The organism is Martinezella sp. CNPSo 3964, assembly GCF_057784375.1.
In genome coordinates, this window is the sequence record NZ_JBXSOW010000001.1 from 1,064,903 (window position 1) to 1,086,428 (window position 21,526).

Below are 21,526 nucleotides of genomic sequence, written 5' to 3' on the forward strand. Positions count from 1 at the left end.
GAACCGCTCTATCTCTTTGTTTTCACGCAATTCCGGACGGAAAACCGCTGCGCACTTTTCCTGGAATGGCTCTAGAGATTGAAGTCGAATACCATCAGGCCAGCCAGACCGCCGTCCGTGGAAGAAACGATCCGCTCGCCGACGGCAACATGATCTGGATGCACCAGATAGGCATCGCGCGCCTCAGCACTCTCGAAGGTGACGACAAATCCATCGGCGAAGCCACCATGCAGGCCCTCCGGCGAGACATTCGGCCCGTGTTTCACATCGACAATGCCGGGAATGACCTTCTGCAGTGCGACCACCGAGTCGAAGAGAGCTCTCTTCTCGTCCTGTGTCATGGCGGATTTGAGCCGAAGGAAAACGCAATGCAGGATCATAAGTTAGCCTCCCTGGAAATCGGGAGCAGCATAGAGGGAAAGGGCAGCGGGGCAAGGCACCGATTCGCGAACATTGCATTCCAGATTGCGGGGCGAATGGCAACGTGTTCGGCTCGAAGCATAGCTCACGTTGACAGATAGTATTTGGCTGTCGCGGTGATCTCGCGTGTCAATTCACCCAGTCGATCGGCCGCGAGACGGTTCACTTGCCAATATAATGGAATGTCCAACGGCGTACCGGGGATCAGCTCGACCAGGCGCCCGGTCTCCAGATGCTCCCGAACCAGCTGGATAGGGTTCATCCCCCACCCCATGCCTGAAAGGCTGGCATCGACAAACCCTTGTGTCGAAGGCAGCCAGTGGCTCGGATGGGCGAAGTCCTCTCCGAATGTCTGGCGTATCCACCGGCTTTGAAGCCTGTCCTTCTGATTGAAGGTCAAGGCCGGCGCATTCATGATCGCTTCCGGGGTCACGCCGTGTGCAAAATGCCGTGCGATGAAATCGGGGCTCGCCGTCGCATGGTAGCGAAGCGAGCCGAGAGATATGCGCCGGCAACCCTGGATCGGCTTTTCCAGGCCGGTGACGGCTGCAATCACCCGCCCACGCTGCAGCCATTCGGCGGTATGATCCTGGTCGTCGATGGCGATATTCAGCAGATAAGGAGAGCGCTTGGCAAAACCAGACATGGCATCCACGAACCATGTCCCGAGACTGTCGGCATTGGTGGCAATGTGAAGCGTGACCCTTTGCTTGGGCTCGCCGGGATCGACCAGCGCCGGCAGACGGCCGAACAGCTCGTCTTCGAGCATGCCGACATTCTCCATATGACGGCAGAGCCATTCACCCTTCTCCGTCGCGGTGCAGGGGCTGCCCCTGACGATCAGGACGATGCCGAGGCGTTCTTCGAGCTGCTTCACCCGCTGCGAGACGGCCGAGGGCGTGACGTTGAGAATGGCCGCCGCTTTTTCGAAGCTACCTGTCTGGACAACCGTAGAGACGGCACGGAGAGCGGAATAATCGAGCATGGATTAGTTTTTCTTAATCGAGATTAGCAACATTAATTAGCCTAAATCCGCTTATGTCGATACCAGAAATGCTCATTGGTTTTGGAGCATTCCGGCAAGCATGAATTTTTCGATCTATGTGACGGGCCTGATGATGGGGCTCAGCCTGATTGTCGCGATCGGTGCGCAAAACGCTTTCGTCTTGCGTCAGGGTCTTCGCAACGAGCATGTGTTCGCAGTCTGCCTTGCATGTGCGCTCTCGGATGCTGCGCTCATCGTCCTCGGGGTGACAAGCTTCCGCCAGATTTCCGCCCTGCTACCCTGGCTCGATCCGGTGATGCGCTATGCGGGAGCTGCCTTCCTCATCTGGTATGGGGCCAAGAGCCTCTATTCCGCCCTTCGTTCGTCCGCGGTGCTGGCTGCCGGAGAGGCGAAATCGTCGAGCTTTCGGCAGACGCTTGCCATGTGTCTGGCGCTCACCTGGCTCAACCCGCATGTCTATCTCGACACGGTCGCGCTGCTTGGCACGATCTCGACCCGGTTTCCGGGACACGAGGTCTCATTTGCAGCGGGTGCCATGACGGGCTCTTTCCTGTTCTTCTTTTCACTCGGCTTCGGTGCGAGGTGGCTGAGGCCGATCTTCGCGAAACCCTCCTCCTGGCGCATTCTGGAAACGCTTATCGCCCTTACCATGTGGATGATCGCCACCAAGCTGCTGAGTGGGGTATGATTTTTGCGGCATATTCCCGGGCGGGAATTGGCATGAATCACCTTGAAAACATCCGATGCTCGGATTGAAGGCATATGGCTATCATCGGCGGTCGCGCGATGTTAGCCATAGGCGAATTCGGCCCCTGCTTTTCGGGACAGCCGGCTTTCGATCCTCGCCATTATCCGGAGCCTAACAGAGAAGGAAGACAATCGTGACGCTCTTTACCGGTCTTTCGGCTTTTCCAATTACCCCGGCCGACGCTTCCGGGCACGTGGACATTGCAGCGCTCACGCGCCTGCTCGAGCGCATCCGTCATGCCGGCGCAGATTCCATCGGGTTGCTCGGCAGCACGGGCGGCTACGCTTTTCTTTCACGCGACGAGCGCCGACGTGCCGTCCAAGCGGCAACAGCCAGCGTCGGCGGCAAAATCCCGGTCATCGTCGGGGTTGGAGCGCTGCGAACCGACGAGGCACAGGCATTGGCGCGTGACGCCAAGGCGGCCGGTGCAGATGGACTACTGCTGGCTCCCATGTCCTATACGCCGCTCCTGGAGGAAGAGGTTTACCAGCACTTCGCTGCCGTCGCGGAGGCCGGCGACCTGCCGCTCTGCATCTACAACAATCCCGGCACGACGAAATTCACATTCAGCCACGCGCTGATTGCGCGGTTAGCGAGAGTGGCAAATATCGCGGCGGTGAAGATGCCTCTGCCGCAAGGAAGCGATTTCAAGGGGGAAATAGCACTTTTGCGCACGGAAACGCCTAAGGGCTTCTCCATTGGCTACAGCGGCGATTGGGGAGCGGCAGCCGGGTTGCTGGCCGGCTCCGACGCCTGGTACAGCGTCGTCGCGGGCCTGCTACCCGCCGAAGCGCTGGCGCTCACAAGGGCGGCCCAAGCCGGCGACACCGCCGAAGCCGAACGGCTCGATCAGAAGTTTCAGCCGCTCTGGAGCCTGTTCAAGGAGTTCGGCAGCTTCCGTGTGATGTATGCGATTGCGGAAGCGCTCGATCTTTGCAGGGTCGATCCACCTCGCCCGATCTTGCCATTGCCCGCAGCCGAAAGGCCGCGCGTGAAAAGCGCGCTTGATCACATTCTGATGTGATCGCGTCCCACGCGACGCAGCAACCTCTGCCTTGTCGCAAGCGAATCTACTTCTTCTTGAAAGGCTCCATGCCCTTGCGCGCCAGCTCATCGGCCCGCTCGTTCTCCGGATGGCCGGCATGGCCCTTCACCCAGTGCAGCGTCACCTTGTGCCTGTTATAGGCTTCGTCCAGCGCCTGCCACAGTTCGGCATTCTTCACCGGCTTCTTGTCCGCGGTCTTCCAGCCGTTTTTCTTCCAGCCAAAAATCCACTTGGTGATGCCGTCCTTGACGTAGACGCTGTCGGTGTAGAGATCGACTTCACACGGGCTCTTCAGGGCCGACAGCGCCGAGATCGCCGCCATCAGCTCCATGCGGTTGTTGGTCGTATCGGCCTCGCCGCCGGAGAGTTCCTTTTCCACCTCGCCGTAACGAAGCACCGCGCCCCAGCCGCCGGGACCGGGATTGCCGGAACAGGCGCCGTCGGTAAAGATATCGACGTGCTTCATACCTTCAGCCCGTATTCGGCAGCGGAGGCGATCTGGCGGTGGAAGCGCAGCTTGCGCAGATATTCGATCGGGTCCTTCTTGGTGACCATCGCGCCGGCCGGCGTCGTCAGCCAATCGTAGAGGCGGGTCAGGAAGAAGCGCAGCGCCGAGCCGCGCGCAAGCGTTGGCAATGCGGCGATTTCGGCTGCACTCAGCGGCCGCTCGCTCTGATAGCCTTCGAGCAGTGCCATGCCCTTGGTGATGTTGTAGGCGTGATCCTTCTCGAAACACCAGGCATTGAGGCAGATCGCGACGTCGTAGGCGAGCTGATCGTTGCAGGCGAAATAGAAGTCGATCAGGCCGGACAGCGTGTCACCCAAGAAGAAGACATTGTCCGGGAAAAGATCAGCATGGATGACACCCTCGGGCAGATCCTTCGGCCAATGTTTTCCGAGGAAATCGAGCTCGCTGCGGATCTCATCCTGCAGGCCAGCCTCGACTTCGTCGGCACGCGCCTCGGACTTTTCCCAAAGCGTCTGCCAGCCAGCAAGCGACAAGGCGTTCGGACGTCGGATGTCAAAACCCTCACCGGCGATGTGCATGGCGGCCAGAGCCTTGCCGACTTCGCGGCAATGATGCGCCTCCGGCTTGCGCAGCCACATGCCCTCGAGGAACGAGATCAGGGCGGCCGGACGGCCGGAGAGATGACCGAGCAAGGCGCCGTCGCGGCGCGGCAAGGGCAGCGGGCAGGACAAACCACGGCTTGCCAGATGCTGCATCAACCCCAGGAAGAACGGCAGATCGCCCTTGTCGACACGCTTTTCATAAAGCGTCAGGATCAGCGGATCGCGGCTCGTATGCAGCAGGAAGTTCGAATTCTCGACGCCTTCGGCAATGCCCTTGTAGGAGAGCAACTCGCCGACATCATATTCGGTCAGGAACCACTTCAAATCGTCTTCGGTAATATCGGTATAAACGGCCACGAATTATTCCCTTGATACATGCATGCGCCGTAACCACCCGCCCTCGTGGTTCGAGACGGCCCCCTTCGGCGAGCTCAGCGGGGCCTCCTCACCATGAGGGCTAATCTAGGCGTCTTGCGGCGAAACTCACTCCACCTCATCCTGAGGTGCTTTGCCGATGCAGCGTGAGCGCAGGCGGCAAGGCCTCGAAGGACGAGGTGGCCCTCTTATTCTCCGTTGACGAACGCCATATCCGCCGTCGTCAGCTCTATACTGCGAAGCTCGCGATTGACGAGGAAATTCTCGGTTTCCTTCACAGTTTCAGCGAGTTCCACCACGGCATTATAGCGGGCGCGGAACGCTTCGATGATCTCGTTGACGATGACTTCTGGCGCAGATGCACCTGCCGAGAGGCCGACCGTCTCGATATCGCCGATATTGTCCCAGTCGATCTCCGAGGCGCGCTGGACGAGAACGGATTTCTTCGCCCCTGCCCGGAGCGCTACTTCGACGAGGCGCTTGGAGTTGGACGAATTCGGAGCACCGACGACGATGAAAAGATCGCAGCCGGGAGCTGCTTCCTTCACCACTTCCTGGCGGTTGGTGGTGGCATAGCAGATCGAGTCAGCCGCCGGCGCCGTGAGATTGGGGAAGCGCTCCTGCAACCTTGCAATGACGCCGGCGGTATCGTCAACCGAGAGCGTCGTCTGCGTGACGAAACCGAGATTGTCGGGATCGACCGGCTCGTAGACGTCGGCATCCTCCACCGTCTCGATCAGCGACACGGTACCCTCGGGCAGCTGGCCCATGGTGCCGATCACTTCCGGGTGGCCGGCGTGGCCGATCAGGACGACATGGCGGCCGAGGCGATTGTGGCGCATGGCCTGCTTGTGCACCTTGGAGACCAGCGGACAGGTGGCGTCGAGATAGAAGAGATTGCGCGCATCGGCATCGGCCGGCACGGATTTCGGCACGCCGTGGGCGGAGAAGACGACGGGCTGGGCGCGATGTTCGGCCGGGATTTCATCCAGTTCCTCGACGAAGATGGCGCCCTTGGCCTCCAGCCCCTCGACGACATAGCGATTGTGCACGATTTCGTGGCGGACATAAACCGGCGCGCCATAGGCCTTCAGCGCCAAAACGACGATCTGGATGGCGCGGTCGACGCCGGCACAGAAGCCGCGCGGCCCGCAGAGCCGGATGGTCAGGTCAGGTTTGGAAACGGCTATGTTCATGTCTCTTCCGAAATGCGCGACAGTGGCTCAGCCATAGATAGGGCTGCGCTGCCGCCTGCTCCATTGAGTCCGCATGATTTTATCGAAAAACCACTGCGCACTTTTTGGGATCATGCTCTAGCCGAATATTCCATCGAAATGAAGCTATTCTATTGCATGTCTCTATTGTGAAGGCGCGTCCGGATGGCGTTTGCGCCACCAGGAGATCGCAACGATGGCAGCCAATGCCACCGCCAGCCCATACCAGGTCACCGCATATTGCAGGTGGTTGTTCGGCAGATCGATGATGGTGACACCGCCAATGGGAAGGCCCGCCGGATTGGGCGTCTTGTCGGCATCGATGAAGAAAGGCAGCACCTTGTCCTTCGGCAGGCCGACGCTGGACGCCATGACGTCCAGATCCTTCCAGAAGAAGATATTCTTGCCGAGATCGTTGTCCGGCATGCCGTCGGGCCTGTCGATTAGTTTGGCACGGGCAAGTCCGGTAACCGTCTGCTCCCCGGTCAATTCACCCTGCTGGCGCTTCTCGGGGTCCTTTGCCTCAGTGGGCACGAAGCCTCTGTTGACGAAGATGTAGCGGCCATCATCGAGCTGCAGCGGCGTGTAGATGTGATAGCCGGGATCGCCGTCATAGGTCGCAAGGAAATGCCGTTCCTTGTCATTGAGGTAATGGCCTTTGGCCGCGATAACGCGATATTCGATGTCGCCACCGGATGCCGCCATAGTCTCGATCGCCGACACCGGCACGGCCGGTGCATCCTTGCGGGCGGCGATGTCAGCCAGCAAGCCTTCCTTCCATTGAAGCCGCTCGACCTGCCAGGTGCCGAGCCCGACCAGGATAACGAACGCAACAAGCAGGAGCAGCGCCTTGCCGATCTGCCACAGAGGATTGGCGCGACGGACGGGCACCGCGGACTCAGTCACGATGGACGCGCCCTTCAGCGGCATTGTTGCGATATTGCAGAGCGATCAGGATGCCCTTGCACCAACGCAAGGACAGAAGCGAAAGGATGATCGTCAGCGGCGCAAACAGCACGATATAGACCCACACCGGCGGCGCATAATTGATCTGCATCCACAGAACCAGGCCGATGACGATGAAGCCGACGATCAGGATGACGAAAACAGCCGGGCCGTCGCCGGCGTCGGCGAAGTCATAATCCAGATTGCAGGCGGCACAGCGCGGCTTCAGCGACAATAATCCATTGAAGAGCTTGCCTTGGCCGCAACGGGGGCAACATCCCTGGATGCCGACCTTGAACGGATCGACTGGCGCAAAGAGAGCGCTGTCGCTATGGGATGCCTCGTCCGGCGTCTTGTCTTGCTCTGAGCTCAAAGTTCTGTCTCGATCGGTCTTGCCATTTGCGGGCGAACCTATTGATCTCGCCCCTGTCATTATCAGTAACCGCGATGTGCGCATCCGTCCAATCGAAAAGCTTGGATACCCATGTCGTTAGTCTGGAATGCATGCGGAAGGAATTGGATTCATGATCCTCAGCAAAGACCGGCCACTTGGCCAGATCGTCATTCTCAACGGTGCGCCGCGGTCCGGAAAGAGCAGCATCGTCGAGGCGATACAGGCTGATTTCGAGGGCGTGTGGGTCAATCTTGGTGTCGACGCCTATGTGCGACATATCACGCCTCCCCGTTACCGTCCGGGTATCGGCTTGCGCCCCGGCGGCGAGCGGCCCGATCTCGAACCGCTTGTTACGCGCTTTTATGCCGCACTCTATGCCTCGATCGCCGCACATAGCCGTATGGGGTTGAATGTGGTCGCCGAGTTTGGTCATCACGACAGCTATTCGCAATCGCTCGGCATCCTTGCCGATTGTGCCCAGCTGCTGACCGGGTTGCCGGTCTTGTTCGTCGGCGTGCGCTGCCCGCTCGATATCGTGATGCAGCGGCGGCTGGCGGAAGGGCCGGAGCGACGGGGCACCTATGTTGCTGTCGAACGCGACATGCCCATCCCTGCGCCTGTTATAGCCTGGCAGGATCATGTTCATCAGCCTGGCATCTACGATCTGGAAGTCGATACGTCGGTGAAAAGCCCCAAGGCTTGCGCCGAGGAAATCCGGCAATTGTTTGCCAGAGGCCCGGCCCATCCCACTGCGTTCGAGAGAATTATCTCAGGGGATTGAGCACACAAAACAAAAGGCGGACGCTGAGCGCCCGCCTTTTGTTTTCCAAAGATCGATACCGATCAGCCGGCCGCAACTGGCGCGCCCCAGCTGCCCCAGATGTAGATGCAGAAGAACAGGAACAGCCAGACGACGTCGACGAAGTGCCAGTACCAGGCCGCTGCCTCGAAGCCGAAATGCTGCTTCGGCGTGAAATCGCCCCGGATGGCGCGGACGAGGCAGACCAGCAGGAAGATCGTTCCGATCAGCACGTGGAAGCCATGGAAGCCTGTCGCCATGAAGAAGGTCGCACCATAAATCGAGTTTTTGAACGCGAAGGGTGCATGCGCATACTCATAGGCCTGAACGCAGGAGAACAGCGCACCGAGCAGCACTGTCAGGGTCAGGCCCTGAATCAGACCCTTGCGGTCGCCATGCAGCAACGCGTGGTGCGCCCAGGTGACCGTGGTTCCTGACAGAAGCAGGATGATGGTGTTGTAGATCGGCAGGTGCCAGGGATCGAGAACCTCAAGGCCCTTCGGCGGGAACTGGCCGCCAAGGAAGGCCGTGCGCGATGCCTGGATGGCCTCGTTCGGGAACAGGCTCACATCGAAATAGGCCCAGAACCAGGCGACGAAGAACATCACCTCGGAGGCGATGAACATGATCATGCCGTAGCGCAGATGCAGCGAGACGACGCGGGTATGCGCGCCCCCATGCGCTTCCTTGATCGTGTCTGCCCACCAGCCGTACATGACGTAGAGGATCACAGCGAGGCCGATGAAGAACAGCCAGGGCTGTGCGAAATTGAGCCCGAGCAGATGCAGCGTGCCGCCGTTCAGGTAGCGCATGAAGCAGACACCGCCGAAGGTGATCACGAAGGCCCCAAAGGCCGCAATGATCGGCCACGGGCTGGGATCGATAATGTGATAGTCGTGTTTTCTCTGATGCGCCTCGGCCATATCAGCAATCCCCGAATAATTTTTCCCATATTGCTTTCGGTCAAACCGAAAAGCACTCTCCATCAAAGTTTCTTTTCCACCGGCTGCACTGCGGCGTCGTTGGATGCCACGGGCTTTGCGCCTTCCCGTGGGTAGTATGTATAGGACAGTGTCAGCGCGTTGATCGTCTTGGTTTCCACAGCCTTGGTGATCTCGGGATCGACGTAGAAAACCACCGACATCTCGCGCTTTTCGCCGGGCGCGAGATCCGTCTCGTTGAAGCAGAAGCACTGGACCTTGTTGAAATAGACCCCGGCTTCCAGCGGCGTGACGTTGAAGATCGCCTGGCCGCGCTCCATCTTGTCCGACTTGTTCTCGATCTGGAACTTGACCTCGACCGTCTCGCCGATCTTCGGGCTCACCGATTTCTGCAGCGGCTTGAAATCCCATGGCAGGCCCGGCGCGACATTGGCGTCGAAGGAAACCTGGATCTGCTTGTCGAGGATGACGTTCGAGACCTGCTCGACGCGCTGCGTGGTGCCGTTATAGCCCGTCACCTGGCAGAACATGCGATAGAGCGGCACGGCGGCGGCGCACATGGCGCTCATGCCGACGACGAAGCTCAGGCACATGGCAACGATCATCCCGTTGTTGCGGGTGCCGCTTCTCGTGCCTTTTGTAACCTCCCCCTCCATGACGCCTCCTCAAACGTGTCCGGAACCGACCTTGATGATGGTGATCGCGTAGAACAGGACCACCAGACCGGCAAGTACAAGGCCAAGCGCAATGTTGCGCCCTCGCCGCGATTTCTTCTGCGCTTCGGTCAGCTTGACGAGTTCGATCATAGCCAGCCCCCAGCACCGCCGGATATCAGCACGGCAACAAGCCGGTCGATCAGCAGCGCGGAAAAGATCGCAAAGAGATAAAAAATGGAAAAGCCGAAGAGTTTCTTTGCCGGCACCATCTTCACGTCGCCATCGGCCATGCGCCAGACGGCGATGGAACAGTGCACGAAGATTGCGCCGAGCACGGCGGCGACGACGCCATAGCCGAGGCTCGCAAAGCCCATGAAGGCCGGGACGACGCCGACGATGGCTGTGAGCACTGCATAGACGACGATCTGATTCTTGGTCGTCGGAATGCCCGAGACATTCGGCAGCATCGGCACGTCGACGGCCTCGTAATCACCCATCTTGAAGAGCGCCAGCGCCCAGAAATGGGCCGGCGTCCAGAGGAAGATGATGAGGAACAGAACGATGCTTTCGACCGGCACAGTGCCGGTCACGCACGCCCAGCCGATGACGGGCGGAAATGCACCGGCTGCACCGCCGATGACGATGTTCTGCGGCGTCGAGCGCTTCAGCCACATCGTGTAGACGACGGCGTAGAAAAAGATGGTGAAGGCGAGAATGCCGGCGGAAAGCCAGTTGATCGCCAGGCCGAGGATCGTCACCGAGAAGCCCGACAGCACAAGGCCGAAGGCCAGGGCTTCCGACGGGCGGATGCGGCCAGACGGTATCGGCCGGCGCGCAGTGCGGCTCATGACGGCATCGATATCGGCGTCATACCACATGTTCAAGGCGCCGGATGCACCAGCACCGACGGCAATGCAGAGGATGGCGATGAAGCCAAGGACCGGATTGATGTGACCGGGCGCCAGCACGAGGCCGGTGAAGGCCGTGAAGACGACCAGCGACATCACGCGCGGCTTCAGAAGCTCGAAATAATCGCGCGCACTCGCTTCCGACAAGCCGGTTTCGGCTTGCTTCGCGAGCGCTTCGTGATTGTCGATGACCGTCATTCGTTCTTCCAATTATCCGTTGAGCCGGACGCCGCTTGGCGCGGCGTCCGGAAATGAGCCTACTTGATGCGCGGCAGCTCTTCCCACTGGTGGTGCGGCGGCGGCGACGACAGCTGCCATTCCAGCGTGGTCGCGCCCTCGCCCCAGGGATTATCGCCTGCAACGCGCTTCTTCATGAATGCATCTATAACGCCCCAGAAGAAGAAGCAAAGGCCTACGGCTGCGACATAGGAGCCGATGGAGGAAACGAAGTTCCAGCCGGCATAGGCATCCGGATAGTCGATGTAACGGCGCGGCATGCCCGCACGGCCTAGGAAGTGCTGCGGGAAGAACACCATGTTCACACCGATGAAGGTGATCCAGAAGTGCCAGTTGCCGATCCGCTCATTGTACATGTAGCCGGTCATCTTCGGGAACCAGTAGTACCAGGCGGCGAAGATGGCGAAGACGGCTCCGAGCGACAGAACGTAATGGAAGTGTGCCACCACGAAATAGGTCGCGTGCAATTCGCGGTCGAGACCGGCATTGGCAAGCTGGACGCCGGTGACACCACCGAGCGTGAACAGGAAGATGAAGCCGAGCGCCCAGATCATCGGCGTGCGGAACTCGATGGAGCCACCCCACATCGTCGCGATCCAGGAGAAGATTTTCACGCCTGTCGGGACAGCGATGACCATCGTCGCAAACACGAAGTAGCGCTGCGTATCGAGCGAGAGGCCGGTCACGTACATGTGGTGCGCCCAGACGACGAAGCCGACAGCGCCGATCGCGACCATGGCGTAGGCCATGCCGAGATAGCCGAAGATCGGCTTGCGCGAGAAGGTCGAGATGATGTGGCTGATCATGCCGAAGCCGGGCAGGATCAGGATGTAGACTTCCGGATGGCCGAAGAACCAGAAGAGGTGCTGGTAGAGCAGCGGATCGCCGCCGCCTTCCGGCGAGAAGAACGTCGTGCCGAAATTGCGGTCTGTCAGCAGCATGGTGATGGCGCCTGCCAGAACCGGCAGCGACAGCAGCAGCAGGAACGCGGTGATCAGAACCGACCAGGCAAAGAGCGGCATCTTGTGCAGCGTCATGCCAGGAGCGCGCATGTTCAGGATGGTCGTGATGAAGTTGATCGCGCCAAGGATCGACGACGCGCCTGCGATGTGCAGCGCGAAGATCACCAGATCGATCGCCGGGCCAGGATGGCCGACCGTGCCCGACAGGGGTGCATACATCGTCCAGCCGCCGCCCGCGCCATAGGCACCAGCAGGGCCTTCAACGAACATGGAGAGGATGAGCAGCAGGAAGGCCGGGACGAGAAGCCAGAACGAAATGTTGTTCAGGCGCGGGAAGGCCATATCAGGCGCACCGATCATGATCGGCACCATCCAGTTGGCAAAACCGCCGATCATCGCCGGCATGACCATGAAGAAGATCATGATCAGCGCGTGAGCGGTGACGAAGACGTTGTACATCTGCTTGCCGCCATCGATGGCGGCATCACCCGAAAAGCCGTAGACCATCGACGCCAGACCGCTGAAGATCTGGATGCCGGGCTCCTGCAATTCCATGCGGATGGCGACCGACAGGAGGAAGCCGATTACGCCCGCAAAGATCGCGAAGATCAGATAGAGCGTGCCGATGTCCTTGTGATTCGTCGAAAACAGCCAACGGTCGGCGAAAGATTGCTTATGAGCGTGATGATCGTCATGCGCGTGAGCGTCGTGAAGATCGTGCGAGTGATCGTCGTGTGCCGTAGATCCAGCCATTGTTCCTATCCCCTCTTACTTCGCCGTGTTTTCGGCGACCTTGACGGTCGTCGGTTGGTCGACGGCGGCCATCAGAGCCTTGTTCGCCTTGCCGACATCGGTTGCCGCAGCGGCCAGCCACTGCTTGTACTGATCATCGGAGACGACGCGGATGGCGATCGGCATGAAAGAGTGATCCTTGCCGCAGAGCTCGGAACACTGTCCGTAATAGAGACCTTCGCGGTCGGCATTGAACCAGGTTTCGTTCAGGCGGCCCGGAATGGCGTCGATCCTGACACCGAAGGCGGGCATGGCGAAGGAATGAATGACGTCGGTCGGCGCAGCGGTGACGAGGACACGCACATTCTTGCCGACAGGCACGACCAATTCATTGTCGACAGCGAGAAGCCGCGGATATTTCGACTTGTCGTCCTTACCGGCGGCAGTGCGGTCCTGCTCCTTCAGCATGAAGGAATCGAAGGCGACCGGCGTCGCGCCGCTGCCCTCATACTCATAATTCCACTGCCACTGCGTCGCCGTCGCCTTGACGGTGACGTCTATCTTCTCTGGGAACGTCAGCTGGTCGGTGAGAAGATTGAAGGAAGGAATAGCCAGGAAGAGAAGAATGAGGACCGGTCCGATGGTCCAGATGACCTCGATCAGCGTGTTATGGCTCGTCTTGGACGGAACCGGGTTCTTAGACGCCCGGAACTTGACCATGACCACCACAAGGAGGACCAGAACAAGCAGCGTGATCGGAATGATAAACCAAAGCGTGTATGCCTCAAACCAGCGGATTTGATGCATGTTGCCGGTTGCCGCCTGCTGCATACCGGTTTCCCAAGGTCTCGGCTGATCGGCGTAGCTACCTGTCGCAAAAAGCAGACAGATCATAGCCGCCAGAGCCGCGTAAGCTCTTTTCATCACGATGTCTCTCCCTCCAGCGTTTGATCCCAGATCTTCCTCAAACGCAGTATCCCTACAATCCATTGCGCTTCAAACCACAGTTTGGGGTGCTCCGCAACAACTCAAGACATTTGTTAGTGCGGCATTTTTGCGCGAATATCCCCCCATGCTTGTCCCGGACATGGCAAGCATTTCATCATCATACGAAAAATTGCATCGCGGTCCATGGCGCCGCCGGGACAAAATGGAGTAGACGTCGTATTTCCGCCGTAGTCGGTTGGAATCCAGCAGCCGGGGCTTTTCATTTGCCAGCGTGGGCTTCAACAATAGCGGCACTGATTCGAATCTAGAGGTTTCCATGGGTTTTCGTTCCCTCGCCCGGCTTTTGCTTGTTACCGGCAGCATCGCTGCCGCAGTCGCCACACCTGTATGGGCGCAACAGGCACAGCAGACTCAGCCGCCGGCGCAGCAGACCCAACAGTTGCAACCCCAGCAGCAAGGCCAGCCGCAGCCACATACGCAGCAGGTTCCGACAAGCCAGGTTCCGCAACCGCCGGGTACGGTCCGTTCCAGCCATGGCGCATGGTCCGTCGTCTGCGACAAGCCGGCCGGGGCTTCGGCCGAGCAATGCGCGCTGATGCAGAACGTGATCGCCGAGGATCGTCCGGAAATCGGTCTTTCCGTCGTCGTGCTGAAGACTGCCGACCGCAAGTCGAAAATCCTGCGCGTACTGGCGCCGCTCGGCGTACTGCTGCCGAACGGGCTCGGCCTCAATATCGACGGCAAGGATATCGGCCGCGCCTATTTCGTGCGCTGCTTCTCCGATGGCTGCTATGCCGAAGTCGTGCTCGAAGACGAATTGCTGAAGACGCTGCGCAGCGGCGCGACTGCAACCTTCATCGTCTTCCAGTCGCCGGAAGAAGGCATCGGCATCCCTGTGGACTTGAAGGGCTTTGCGGAAGGCTATGACGCCCTTCCCTGATCGGATGGGCCTTGCTCTTGCGCGATGCGAAGCCTACATCGGCTCTGAACGGAGCACCTGATCCATGAATACCGATCTCCTTACCCTTTTCGATGCCGATGAAGCCAAGCTGCGCGGCATCGTTGCCGAGGCACTCGCAGGCGCCGACGACGGCGAGCTCTTCGTCGAGCATGTCCAGGCCGAATCGCTGACATTCGACAATGGTCGGATGAAGGGCGGCAGCTTCAACACCGAACAGGGCTTCGGCCTTCGTGCCGTTGCCGGCGAAGCGGTGGGCTATGCTCATGCAGGTGATCTCTCCGAAGCCGCGCTGAAACGCGCCGCCGATGCGGTGCGCGCGGTGACGTCGGGCTATGCCGGCTCCTATGCAGCTGCGCCCCAGCGTACCAACAAGGTGCTCTATGGCGACGAGAACCCGATCGGCACGCCGAGCTTCGAGGAGAAGGCGAAGCTGCTGCAGCGGATCGACAGCTATCTGCGCGACAAGAATGACAAGGTCCGCCAAGTGACCGCATCCATCGCCGCGAGCTGGCAGGTGGTCGACATTCTTCGTGCCGACGGTCATCGCGTGCGCGATGTCAGGCCGATGACGCGTGTCAACATTTCCGTGATCGTCGGCGACGGCGACCGCCAAGAAGCCGGCTCCTTCGGCACCGGTGGGCGCATCGGCTTCGGCGATTTCGTGACGGAGGACAATTGGCACTATGGCGCCGACGAGGCCCTTCGGCAGGCTCTTGTCAATCTCGAGGCGATCGAGGCACCCGCCGGCACGATGGATGTCGTGCTCGGCTCCGGCTGGCCGGGCGTCATGCTGCATGAGGCCGTCGGCCACGGGCTGGAAGGCGATTTCAACCGCAAGAAGACCTCGGCCTTCGCCGGTCTTTTGGGTCAGATGGTGGCGGCACCCGGCGTCACCGTCGTCGATGACGGCACGATCGAGAACCGCCGCGGCTCCATCACCGTCGACGACGAAGGCACGCCTTCGGCCTACAACGTGCTGATCGAGAACGGCAAGCTGGTCGGCTATATGCAGGACCGGCAGAATGCGCGGCTGATGGGCATGAAGGCGACCGGCAATGGTCGCCGTCAAGGCTATGCCCATACGCCGATGCCACGCATGACCAACACCTACATGCTCGGCGGAGACAAGACGCCGGAAGAAATCATCGCGTCGGTGAAGAAGGGTATCTATGCCGTCTCCTTCGGCGGCGGCCAGGTGGACATCACCTCTGGCAAGTTCGTCTTCGGCTGCACCGAAGCCTATCTCATCGAGAACGGCAAGATCGGCGCGCCGATCAAGGGCGCCATGCTGATCGGCAATGGACCGGATGCGATGAAGCGCGTCACCATGATAGGCAACGACATGAAGCTCGATACCGGCATCGGCAATTGCGGCAAGGCGGGCCAATGGGTTCCGGTCGGCGTCGGCCAGCCACATCTGCGCATGGACCAGATCACGGTCGGGGGCACCAAGGCTTAAAGCCCCTGCCCTCATTATTATTCCTGCTGGCACCCATCATTCGTGGGGACGGAAGAGCCACTTGCGCTCGATGGCAGCGGGCAGATCGAGGCCGTTGCGATTCGCGAATAAAAGAATATGGCCGAGCACATCGGCCGTTTCATCGGCAAGCGCCGTTGCCAGATCCGCGTCGCTCATGCCCTTGCGGCGCCCGCGGCCGGTGACCCTGTTCCAGATCTGGATCAACTCGCCCAGCTCCTCCTGGAGTTTCAGGACGAACCAGTCGTCGTCGCGTTCCAGGCCGTTATCGGCGGCATAGGTCGCAGAAGCCGCTTCGAATTGCTTCATCAGATCTGGCAGCATCGATATCGTTCCCCTTATGTTCTTTTTATTAATGAACGATTCCCACGCAAAAGTCGATCCGGCAAAAAATAGGCCGGCGGAGTTTCGCTCCGCCGGCCCATACTGTGTGATTCGGATAATGCTCAGCCCTTGCTCGGCAGCAGCATGCAGTCAAAGTCCTTGCGCTTCAACGCCGAGCAGGCGGAGTTCGCATCATCCCGGCTGGCAAAGCCGACGAAGCGGGCGCGATAGACGGTGTTGCCACCCTTGCCGACAGCCTCGGTATAGGGTGAGGCGTTGGCGAGCGCATTGCCGGCCTTGGATTTCGCCTCGGAAAGCAAATCCTTGGCTGCCTGGGCCGTTGGGGTTGCGGCGATCTGCACCTGCCAGCTGCCGGTTGCGGCCGACTTGTTGGCAACGAGGATCTCGTCCATCGCGGCCGGGCGGTCCATCGGTACGGTAACGTTCGAGGCCGCAGCAAATGCCATCGGGACGACCTCGGTACGCTTGCGCGCCGGCGCCGGAGTGGTCGTTGCAGTGGTCTGGGCATCGACGTCGACGGCAGCGTCATCGGATGCGGAGGCCACTTCGACCGGCCTTGACGCCTTGCCGCCGCCGACGCTTGCAATCAGGCGCGATGCCGAAACGGCGCTTGCCTTCGGAATATAGCGATCGAGCAGCGAGGCCATCAACGCGTCGCGGCCACGCGCGGTCGCACCGCCCATGACGACGCCGATCACGCGGCGATTGCCCTGGCGCACGGCGCTGACGAGGTTAAAGCCGGAGGCATTGGTATAGCCGGTCTTGATGCCATCCATGCCTTCATAGCGATACATCAGATTGTTGTGACCGCGAACGCTGCGGCCACGATAGTTGAAACCGGCCTGCGAGAAGAGCCGGTATTCCTGGGGATAGTTGTTGATGAGCGCGACGGCGAGCGTCGACATATCGCGGGCTGTCGTCCACTGCTGCATGTTCGGAAGGCCGGACGCATTCAGGAAGGTGGTGCGGCGCATGCCGATTTCGCGGGCCTTCTGCGTCATCAGCCGGGCAAAGCCGCTTTCGCTTCCGCCGAGCGCTTCCGCCATGGCGGCTGCGGCATCGTTGGCGGACTTGATGATCATGCCGTCGACGGCTTCACGAACGGTCACCGTACCGCCGGGCTTGAGGCCCAGCTTGGTCGGGGGCTTGGCAGCGGCGAAACGCGATACCGGGATCCGGGTGTTCCAGCTCAGCTTGCCGCGGTGGATCGCCTCGAAGGTCATGTACAAGGTCATCATCTTAGTCAGCGATGCCGGATGGTTGAGGTCATCCGCATTGCTTGATGCCAGTACCTTGCCGGTCTTCGCATCCATGATGAAATATGCGCTGCCCGCGAAGCTCGCCGCAGGAGCGCCCAATAGCAAGACGGCCGCCGACAGAGCCATCAGAAGTCTTTTCATAATTGTCCCCAACCGAAAGAATGCCAACACACCGCATCAATCCCTGTATGATTTTGCGACAAAAAACCTGATACCGGTGCGATATTGAGGCAACAGCCTCGATAGTTCCTCAATTTTGCCTTTCCTGGTAAAATAAGCATTAACGCATTGGAAATTATGACAAAGATTCAGTAAGGTTTAACGGGCATGCGCTACAGCGTTGACATTGGTCAACCGGGTCGAGCCGCATGGAACAGGGCATCAAGGTCCGCATCAAGCGCACGATGATCTCCAGCGGACTGGAGGCTGCCGCAATCTTGAAGGGTGCGGGGCTTATGCGTGCCGTTGCGGGCCTCGGCACGATATTCACCCTTCATCACGTCCGCCCTCCTCTTCCCCGCAGGTTTGCGCCCAATGCGCATCTGGAGGTTTCGCCTGATTTTCTTGACCAGGCGATCGCCCGGCTGAAGCAGGACGGTTACGAGTTCGTCGCGCTCGACACCCTTCCTTCAAGAACAAAGAGCGCTGCCGGCAAACCGCCCTTCGTCGCCTTCACGCTCGACGACGGCAATCGCGACAATCTCGATCATGCTCTGCCGATCTTTGCGCGCCACAACGCACCCTTCACCGTCTTCGTCGCCCAAGGGCTTTCGGAACGGACCCATAGCATATGGTGGGAGACGCTGGCCGAGTTGCTCGGCCGGCTGGACCGGCTGACATTCGATTTCGGGTCGGGAGAAGAATTCCTGCCGCTCGGCAAGGACAGCCAGAAGCATACCGCGTTTGCACGCTTTGCCGCCTTCGTCCATAGCCATGAGGAAAGCGAAGCCGTCGGCCGGATCGATGAGCTTGCCCGGCGTCACGGCCTGGAACCGCTCGAGTTCGTCCACGCATCGGTTATGGGTCGGAGTGAATTACGGCAACTCGCCCGGCACCCGCTTGCTTCGCTCGGGGCACATACGGTGAGCCATCGGGCGCTGGCGAGGCTCCCGGAAGCGGAGGCCGCAGCCGAGATGGCGCTCTCGGCTGATTATGTCGCCGACATCACCGGAAAGCGGCCAGCCGCAATCGCCTATCCCTATGGCACGAACGAGGCCGTCTCGCCGCGCGAAGGACGGCTTGCGACGGAGCTCGGCTTTTCCGTCGGTGTCACCACGCGCCCCGGCACGATCACGGTAACAAATGGCAATGCACCGATGCTGCTGCCGCGACTATCGCTGAACGGGCATTATCAGAAGCCGCGTTATGCATCGGCGCTCGCTTCCGGCATCCCCATGCGGCTGATGGGGCGCCGGGAAACGGCATAGGACTTACGGATACATCCGCACCTTCTGCCAGGCACCTTCAGGCATCTCGCGGCGAAACTCGATGCGATCGTGCAGGCGGAACTGGCGGTCGTGCCAGAATTCGATCGAAAGCGGCCGGATGCGAAAGCCGGACCAGTAAGGCGGGCGCGGAATATCGCCGATCGCGTAACGCGCAGTATATTCGGCAACTGCCTTTTCCAGCGCAAAACGACCCTCAAGAGGACGCGACTGCTTCGAAGCCCAGGCGCCGATGCGGCTGCCGCGAGCCCTTGTCTTATAGTATTCGTCGGCTTCCTTGTCGCTCACCACTTCAACCAGACCGCGCAGGCGCACCTGGCGTCGCAGCGACTTCCAGTGGAAGCACATGGCCGCTTTCTTCTGGGAAAGAATTTCTTGACCTTTCTGGCTCTCGAAATTTGTATAGAATACGAATCCGTCGCTATCGAAACCCTTCAGAAGAACCATGCGAACGTTTGGCAAACCATCCTTATCCACCGTTGCCAGCGCTACCGCATTCGGATCGTTCGGTTCGGTGGTCTCCGCCTCGCGCAGCCAGGCCGCAAAAAGAGTGAAAGGTTCGTTCTGTTCGGTGAAGTCACCGCTTGTTAACTCGTTTTCCGACATATTAATTCAAAAGCTCCGCAATTCCCAATAACCGCTGGCCCCTCTGGCTGGCCAAAATGCTCGGGTGGAAGTCATAGCAAAGTCGATCGTTCATACAAAGCGCAAGCTTGCAAAAGGCGTGACGATGGCTGTCGCCCTAGTCTCCCTTTTCGCTCTTGGCGGCTGCGTCGGCGGCGGCATGGACTATCTGAGCTCCGCCAAGGTGGATCGCAGCGTCTCTACCGGCACGGTACCGACGGCTGCAGTGACGACCGACAGCATGTCCGACGAAACCACCGTGCGCAATGCCGTCACCTCGGCGGACCTCCATAAGCTCAACGGCCAGCCCATACCCTGGGCAAACACCTCTACCGGCAGTGCCGGCGTCATCGACGCCATCGTGGAAAGCAACGCCTCCGGCGTGGTCTGCCGTCAATTCCGCACCAGCCGACACTCCTATCAGGGCGTTGCCAACTTCTCTGGCAGGACTTGCCTCGTCGGCCTCGGCGAATGGCAGTTGCTCAGCTTTCAGCAGGCGGGCTGACCGCCCCTCTCCCCTTCCCGCGGCCTAAAATCAGTTCACGCTGATAAGCATTCTATTGTAATCGACGTTCCGTTTCCGACTACAAATCCCGAGCCCCCCGTTAGTGATCGGCTAACCATGCCTTGAAATGGAGGCCTTTGGCCCCCATCCGCCGTAACGCCTGATTAGCAACTTTTCCCGCAGGATCGGCACATCGGCGCATCAGCCTTGCCTCCCATGACGGGAAGCAGGATGGCGAAGCGCTATCAACTGGTTCTTTGCTTGGGGTGCTGCGATGGGGCTGAGCACATCCACGAATGATGGCGGGAAAGATGCGCGATCCGTATAAGGTGCTGGGCGTTAGGAAGGATGCGGGGGCGGACGAAATCAAGTCCGCCTGGCGCAGTCTGGCGAAGACCGCCCATCCCGATCACAATCTGGGCGATCCAACCGCGTCGGAGCGGTTTGCCGAAATCGGCCGTGCCTACGAGACGTTGAAGGATCCGCAGAAGCGCAGCCGTTACGATCAGATCGCGCGCATGGCCGAGGCGAAGGGCCAAAGCCACGAGCAGACGATCATGCAGCAGCGGCAGGCGGCCCGCGAAGCCGCCGAGCGAGCCAAGGCCGCGCGCGCCAATGCCGAAAAGATCATGGAAGAGCTTGCCAGGGCCAATGCCCGCAAGGCGGCAGCCACCGCCGCATCCGGCCAGCAGGGCAACGCCGCCGAATCCCCAGAGGATATGGTCGAACGCATTTTCGGAGTGAAAACCGTCCAGGCGCAGCAGGCACAAGCCACGGCGGCCGCCGGCGCACCACAGGCGGAAAAACCGCAAGAGCAACCCAATACCGCGGCACCGGAAGAGCCGCAGGTGGAAGAAGAGCAGTTGGCGGCAGCCTCAGCCGGCTCACGTTCGGCCTTCGGCATTCTCGGTTCGCTGGTGCGACGCATCACGGGCGGCAATGCGCCCGAAAAGCCCCCGGAAAAAACCCCGGAGGTCGCCGCCGAAGCAACGGTGACACTCGACGACATGCTGAAGAGCCGCTGGATTACCGTTCCGCTGCCCGACAGCCGCGAAGCGCGCTTCCAGGCGACGACGGACATCTCCAATGGCCAGGTGCTTCACCTGAAGGGCCAGGGACTGAAGCTGCAGGGCATGCTGCGCGGCGATGTCGCCGTTACCGTTCATCTGTCGACCGACGGACGCTTCACGCTCGACGGAAGCGATGTCCGCACAATATTGCCCGTGACCATCGAGAATGCGGTCCTCGGCTGCGAGACCACGATCGAAGGATTGAACGGGCCGGTCAGGATCACGGTGCCAGCCTGGTCCGGTTCGGATCAGGTCGTGCGCATTTCCGGTGAGGGTTTGCCCGACGGCAATGGCGGAAAGGGCGATCTCATCGTCGAATTGCGGCTGATGCTGTGGGAAAAACCCGACGATAAGGTCACGGATCTCATGCGCAGCATGCGCGAAGGCCTTTTCCTGTGAAATTTTGGTGACAACAGCACCCTTTGTTACGATCCCTAAC

The 21,526-nt window shown here is 60.1% G+C and carries 24 protein-coding genes; 8 read left to right on the plus strand and 16 right to left on the minus strand.

Going from position 1 to position 21,526, the window contains the following annotated elements; all coding sequences use genetic code 11:
• Positions 1 to 71: 71 nt before the first annotated feature.
• On the minus strand, positions 72 to 380 hold the full coding sequence (locus AC13Q5_RS05235) for a Dabb family protein (RefSeq protein ID WP_075855525.1): 309 nt from the start codon (positions 378 to 380) through the stop codon (positions 72 to 74).
• Between the two features lie 125 nt (positions 381 to 505).
• On the minus strand, positions 506 to 1,405 hold the full coding sequence (locus AC13Q5_RS05240) for a LysR family transcriptional regulator ArgP (RefSeq protein WP_488501020.1): 900 nt from the start codon (positions 1,403 to 1,405) through the stop codon (positions 506 to 508).
• A 100-nt stretch (positions 1,406 to 1,505) separates the two neighbouring features.
• Between AC13Q5_RS05240 and AC13Q5_RS05245 the strand changes: the two genes are divergently transcribed.
• Together AC13Q5_RS05245 and AC13Q5_RS05250 are read left to right on the plus strand one after the other, a co-directional pair.
• Positions 1,506 to 2,114 (plus strand): LysE/ArgO family amino acid transporter, encoded by a 609-nt coding sequence (locus AC13Q5_RS05245; RefSeq protein WP_488501021.1) that lies wholly within the window; start codon positions 1,506 to 1,508, stop codon positions 2,112 to 2,114.
• Between the two features lie 193 nt (positions 2,115 to 2,307).
• Entirely contained in the window at positions 2,308 to 3,198 is an 891-nt protein-coding gene (locus tag AC13Q5_RS05250; RefSeq protein WP_457879845.1) for a dihydrodipicolinate synthase family protein, read from the plus strand.
• A 46-nt stretch (positions 3,199 to 3,244) separates the two neighbouring features.
• Here AC13Q5_RS05250 and rnhA read toward each other — a convergent pair whose 3' ends face one another.
• From rnhA to AC13Q5_RS05275, 5 genes are all read right to left on the minus strand, one after another.
• Positions 3,245 to 3,685, minus strand: a complete 441-nt coding sequence (rnhA, locus tag AC13Q5_RS05255) for a ribonuclease HI (protein WP_047627706.1) — start codon at positions 3,683 to 3,685, stop codon at positions 3,245 to 3,247.
• The gene (locus AC13Q5_RS05260) at positions 3,682 to 4,647 is read right to left on the minus strand and encodes a homoserine kinase (protein WP_488501022.1); all 966 of its coding nucleotides are present in this window, start codon (positions 4,645 to 4,647) and stop codon (positions 3,682 to 3,684) included. The genes rnhA and AC13Q5_RS05260 overlap by 4 nt, the downstream gene beginning before the upstream one ends.
• A gap of 206 nt (positions 4,648 to 4,853) precedes the next feature.
• Positions 4,854 to 5,861 carry a 4-hydroxy-3-methylbut-2-enyl diphosphate reductase gene (gene ispH, locus AC13Q5_RS05265; RefSeq protein ID WP_075855533.1) on the minus strand — a complete coding sequence of 336 codons (1,008 nt, stop codon included), beginning with the start codon at positions 5,859 to 5,861 and terminating at the stop codon, positions 4,854 to 4,856.
• 162 nt (positions 5,862 to 6,023) lie between these two features.
• Positions 6,024 to 6,785 (minus strand): SURF1 family protein, encoded by a 762-nt coding sequence (locus tag AC13Q5_RS05270; protein WP_488501023.1) that lies wholly within the window; start codon positions 6,783 to 6,785, stop codon positions 6,024 to 6,026.
• On the minus strand, positions 6,778 to 7,197 hold the full coding sequence (locus AC13Q5_RS05275) for a DUF983 domain-containing protein (RefSeq protein ID WP_075855535.1): 420 nt from the start codon (positions 7,195 to 7,197) through the stop codon (positions 6,778 to 6,780). Before AC13Q5_RS05275 ends, AC13Q5_RS05270 begins: the two co-directional genes overlap by 8 nt.
• A gap of 151 nt (positions 7,198 to 7,348) precedes the next feature.
• Here AC13Q5_RS05275 and AC13Q5_RS05280 point away from each other — a divergent pair, with 151 nt between their 5' ends.
• Positions 7,349 to 7,999, plus strand: coding sequence for a chloramphenicol phosphotransferase CPT family protein (locus AC13Q5_RS05280; protein WP_075855739.1), 651 nt, complete (start codon positions 7,349 to 7,351; stop codon positions 7,997 to 7,999).
• Between the two features lie 62 nt (positions 8,000 to 8,061).
• On the opposite strand, the gene AC13Q5_RS05285 is transcribed toward AC13Q5_RS05280, so the two are convergent.
• From AC13Q5_RS05285 to coxB, 6 genes are all read right to left on the minus strand, one after another.
• A complete protein-coding gene (locus AC13Q5_RS05285) occupies positions 8,062 to 8,940 on the minus strand; it encodes a cytochrome c oxidase subunit 3 (protein ID WP_457879733.1) in 879 nt (292 codons plus the stop codon).
• A 62-nt stretch (positions 8,941 to 9,002) separates the two neighbouring features.
• The gene (locus tag AC13Q5_RS05290) at positions 9,003 to 9,614 is read right to left on the minus strand and encodes a cytochrome c oxidase assembly protein (RefSeq protein WP_457879732.1); all 612 of its coding nucleotides are present in this window, start codon (positions 9,612 to 9,614) and stop codon (positions 9,003 to 9,005) included.
• Positions 9,615 to 9,623: 9 nt separating this feature from the next.
• A complete protein-coding gene (locus AC13Q5_RS05295; RefSeq protein ID WP_085999192.1) occupies positions 9,624 to 9,761 on the minus strand; it encodes a hypothetical protein in 138 nt (45 codons plus the stop codon).
• Positions 9,761 to 10,720, minus strand: coding sequence for a heme o synthase (locus tag AC13Q5_RS05300; protein ID WP_457879731.1), 960 nt, complete (start codon positions 10,718 to 10,720; stop codon positions 9,761 to 9,763). The genes AC13Q5_RS05295 and AC13Q5_RS05300 overlap by 1 nt, the downstream gene beginning before the upstream one ends.
• Positions 10,721 to 10,779: 59 nt before the next feature.
• Complete coding sequence (gene ctaD / locus AC13Q5_RS05305) at positions 10,780 to 12,474, minus strand: cytochrome c oxidase subunit I (protein ID WP_457879730.1); 1,695 nt, start codon at positions 12,472 to 12,474, stop codon at positions 10,780 to 10,782.
• 15 nt (positions 12,475 to 12,489) lie between these two features.
• The gene (gene coxB / locus AC13Q5_RS05310) at positions 12,490 to 13,377 is read right to left on the minus strand and encodes a cytochrome c oxidase subunit II (protein ID WP_457879729.1); all 888 of its coding nucleotides are present in this window, start codon (positions 13,375 to 13,377) and stop codon (positions 12,490 to 12,492) included.
• Positions 13,378 to 13,717: 340 nt separating this feature from the next.
• Here coxB and AC13Q5_RS05315 point away from each other — a divergent pair, with 340 nt between their 5' ends.
• Positions 13,718 to 14,341: an invasion associated locus B family protein gene (locus AC13Q5_RS05315; protein WP_075855741.1), complete on the plus strand. Its 624-nt coding sequence runs from the start codon at positions 13,718 to 13,720 to the stop codon at positions 14,339 to 14,341.
• 64 nt (positions 14,342 to 14,405) lie between these two features.
• On the plus strand, positions 14,406 to 15,821 hold the full coding sequence (gene tldD / locus AC13Q5_RS05320; protein WP_488501024.1) for a metalloprotease TldD: 1,416 nt from the start codon (positions 14,406 to 14,408) through the stop codon (positions 15,819 to 15,821).
• A 36-nt stretch (positions 15,822 to 15,857) separates the two neighbouring features.
• Here tldD and AC13Q5_RS05325 read toward each other — a convergent pair whose 3' ends face one another.
• Together AC13Q5_RS05325 and AC13Q5_RS05330 are read right to left on the minus strand one after the other, a co-directional pair.
• Positions 15,858 to 16,163, minus strand: coding sequence for a nucleoside triphosphate pyrophosphohydrolase family protein (locus AC13Q5_RS05325; protein WP_075855541.1), 306 nt, complete (start codon positions 16,161 to 16,163; stop codon positions 15,858 to 15,860).
• 122 nt (positions 16,164 to 16,285) lie between these two features.
• A complete protein-coding gene (locus AC13Q5_RS05330; RefSeq protein WP_075855542.1) occupies positions 16,286 to 17,584 on the minus strand; it encodes a D-alanyl-D-alanine carboxypeptidase family protein in 1,299 nt (432 codons plus the stop codon).
• Positions 17,585 to 17,811: 227 nt separating this feature from the next.
• Here AC13Q5_RS05330 and AC13Q5_RS05335 point away from each other — a divergent pair, with 227 nt between their 5' ends.
• Entirely contained in the window at positions 17,812 to 18,870 is a 1,059-nt protein-coding gene (locus AC13Q5_RS05335; RefSeq protein ID WP_488501025.1) for a polysaccharide deacetylase family protein, read from the plus strand.
• Positions 18,871 to 18,873: 3 nt separating this feature from the next.
• Here AC13Q5_RS05335 and pdxH read toward each other — a convergent pair whose 3' ends face one another.
• Complete coding sequence (pdxH, locus tag AC13Q5_RS05340) at positions 18,874 to 19,494, minus strand: pyridoxamine 5'-phosphate oxidase (RefSeq protein ID WP_457878634.1); 621 nt, start codon at positions 19,492 to 19,494, stop codon at positions 18,874 to 18,876.
• Positions 19,495 to 19,558: 64 nt separating this feature from the next.
• Here pdxH and AC13Q5_RS05345 point away from each other — a divergent pair, with 64 nt between their 5' ends.
• Together AC13Q5_RS05345 and AC13Q5_RS05350 are read left to right on the plus strand one after the other, a co-directional pair.
• Entirely contained in the window at positions 19,559 to 20,017 is a 459-nt protein-coding gene (locus tag AC13Q5_RS05345) for an RT0821/Lpp0805 family surface protein (RefSeq protein WP_075855545.1), read from the plus strand.
• Positions 20,018 to 20,328: 311 nt separating this feature from the next.
• A complete protein-coding gene (locus AC13Q5_RS05350) occupies positions 20,329 to 21,486 on the plus strand; it encodes a DnaJ domain-containing protein (RefSeq protein WP_488501026.1) in 1,158 nt (385 codons plus the stop codon).
• Positions 21,487 to 21,526: the final 40 nt, after the last annotated feature.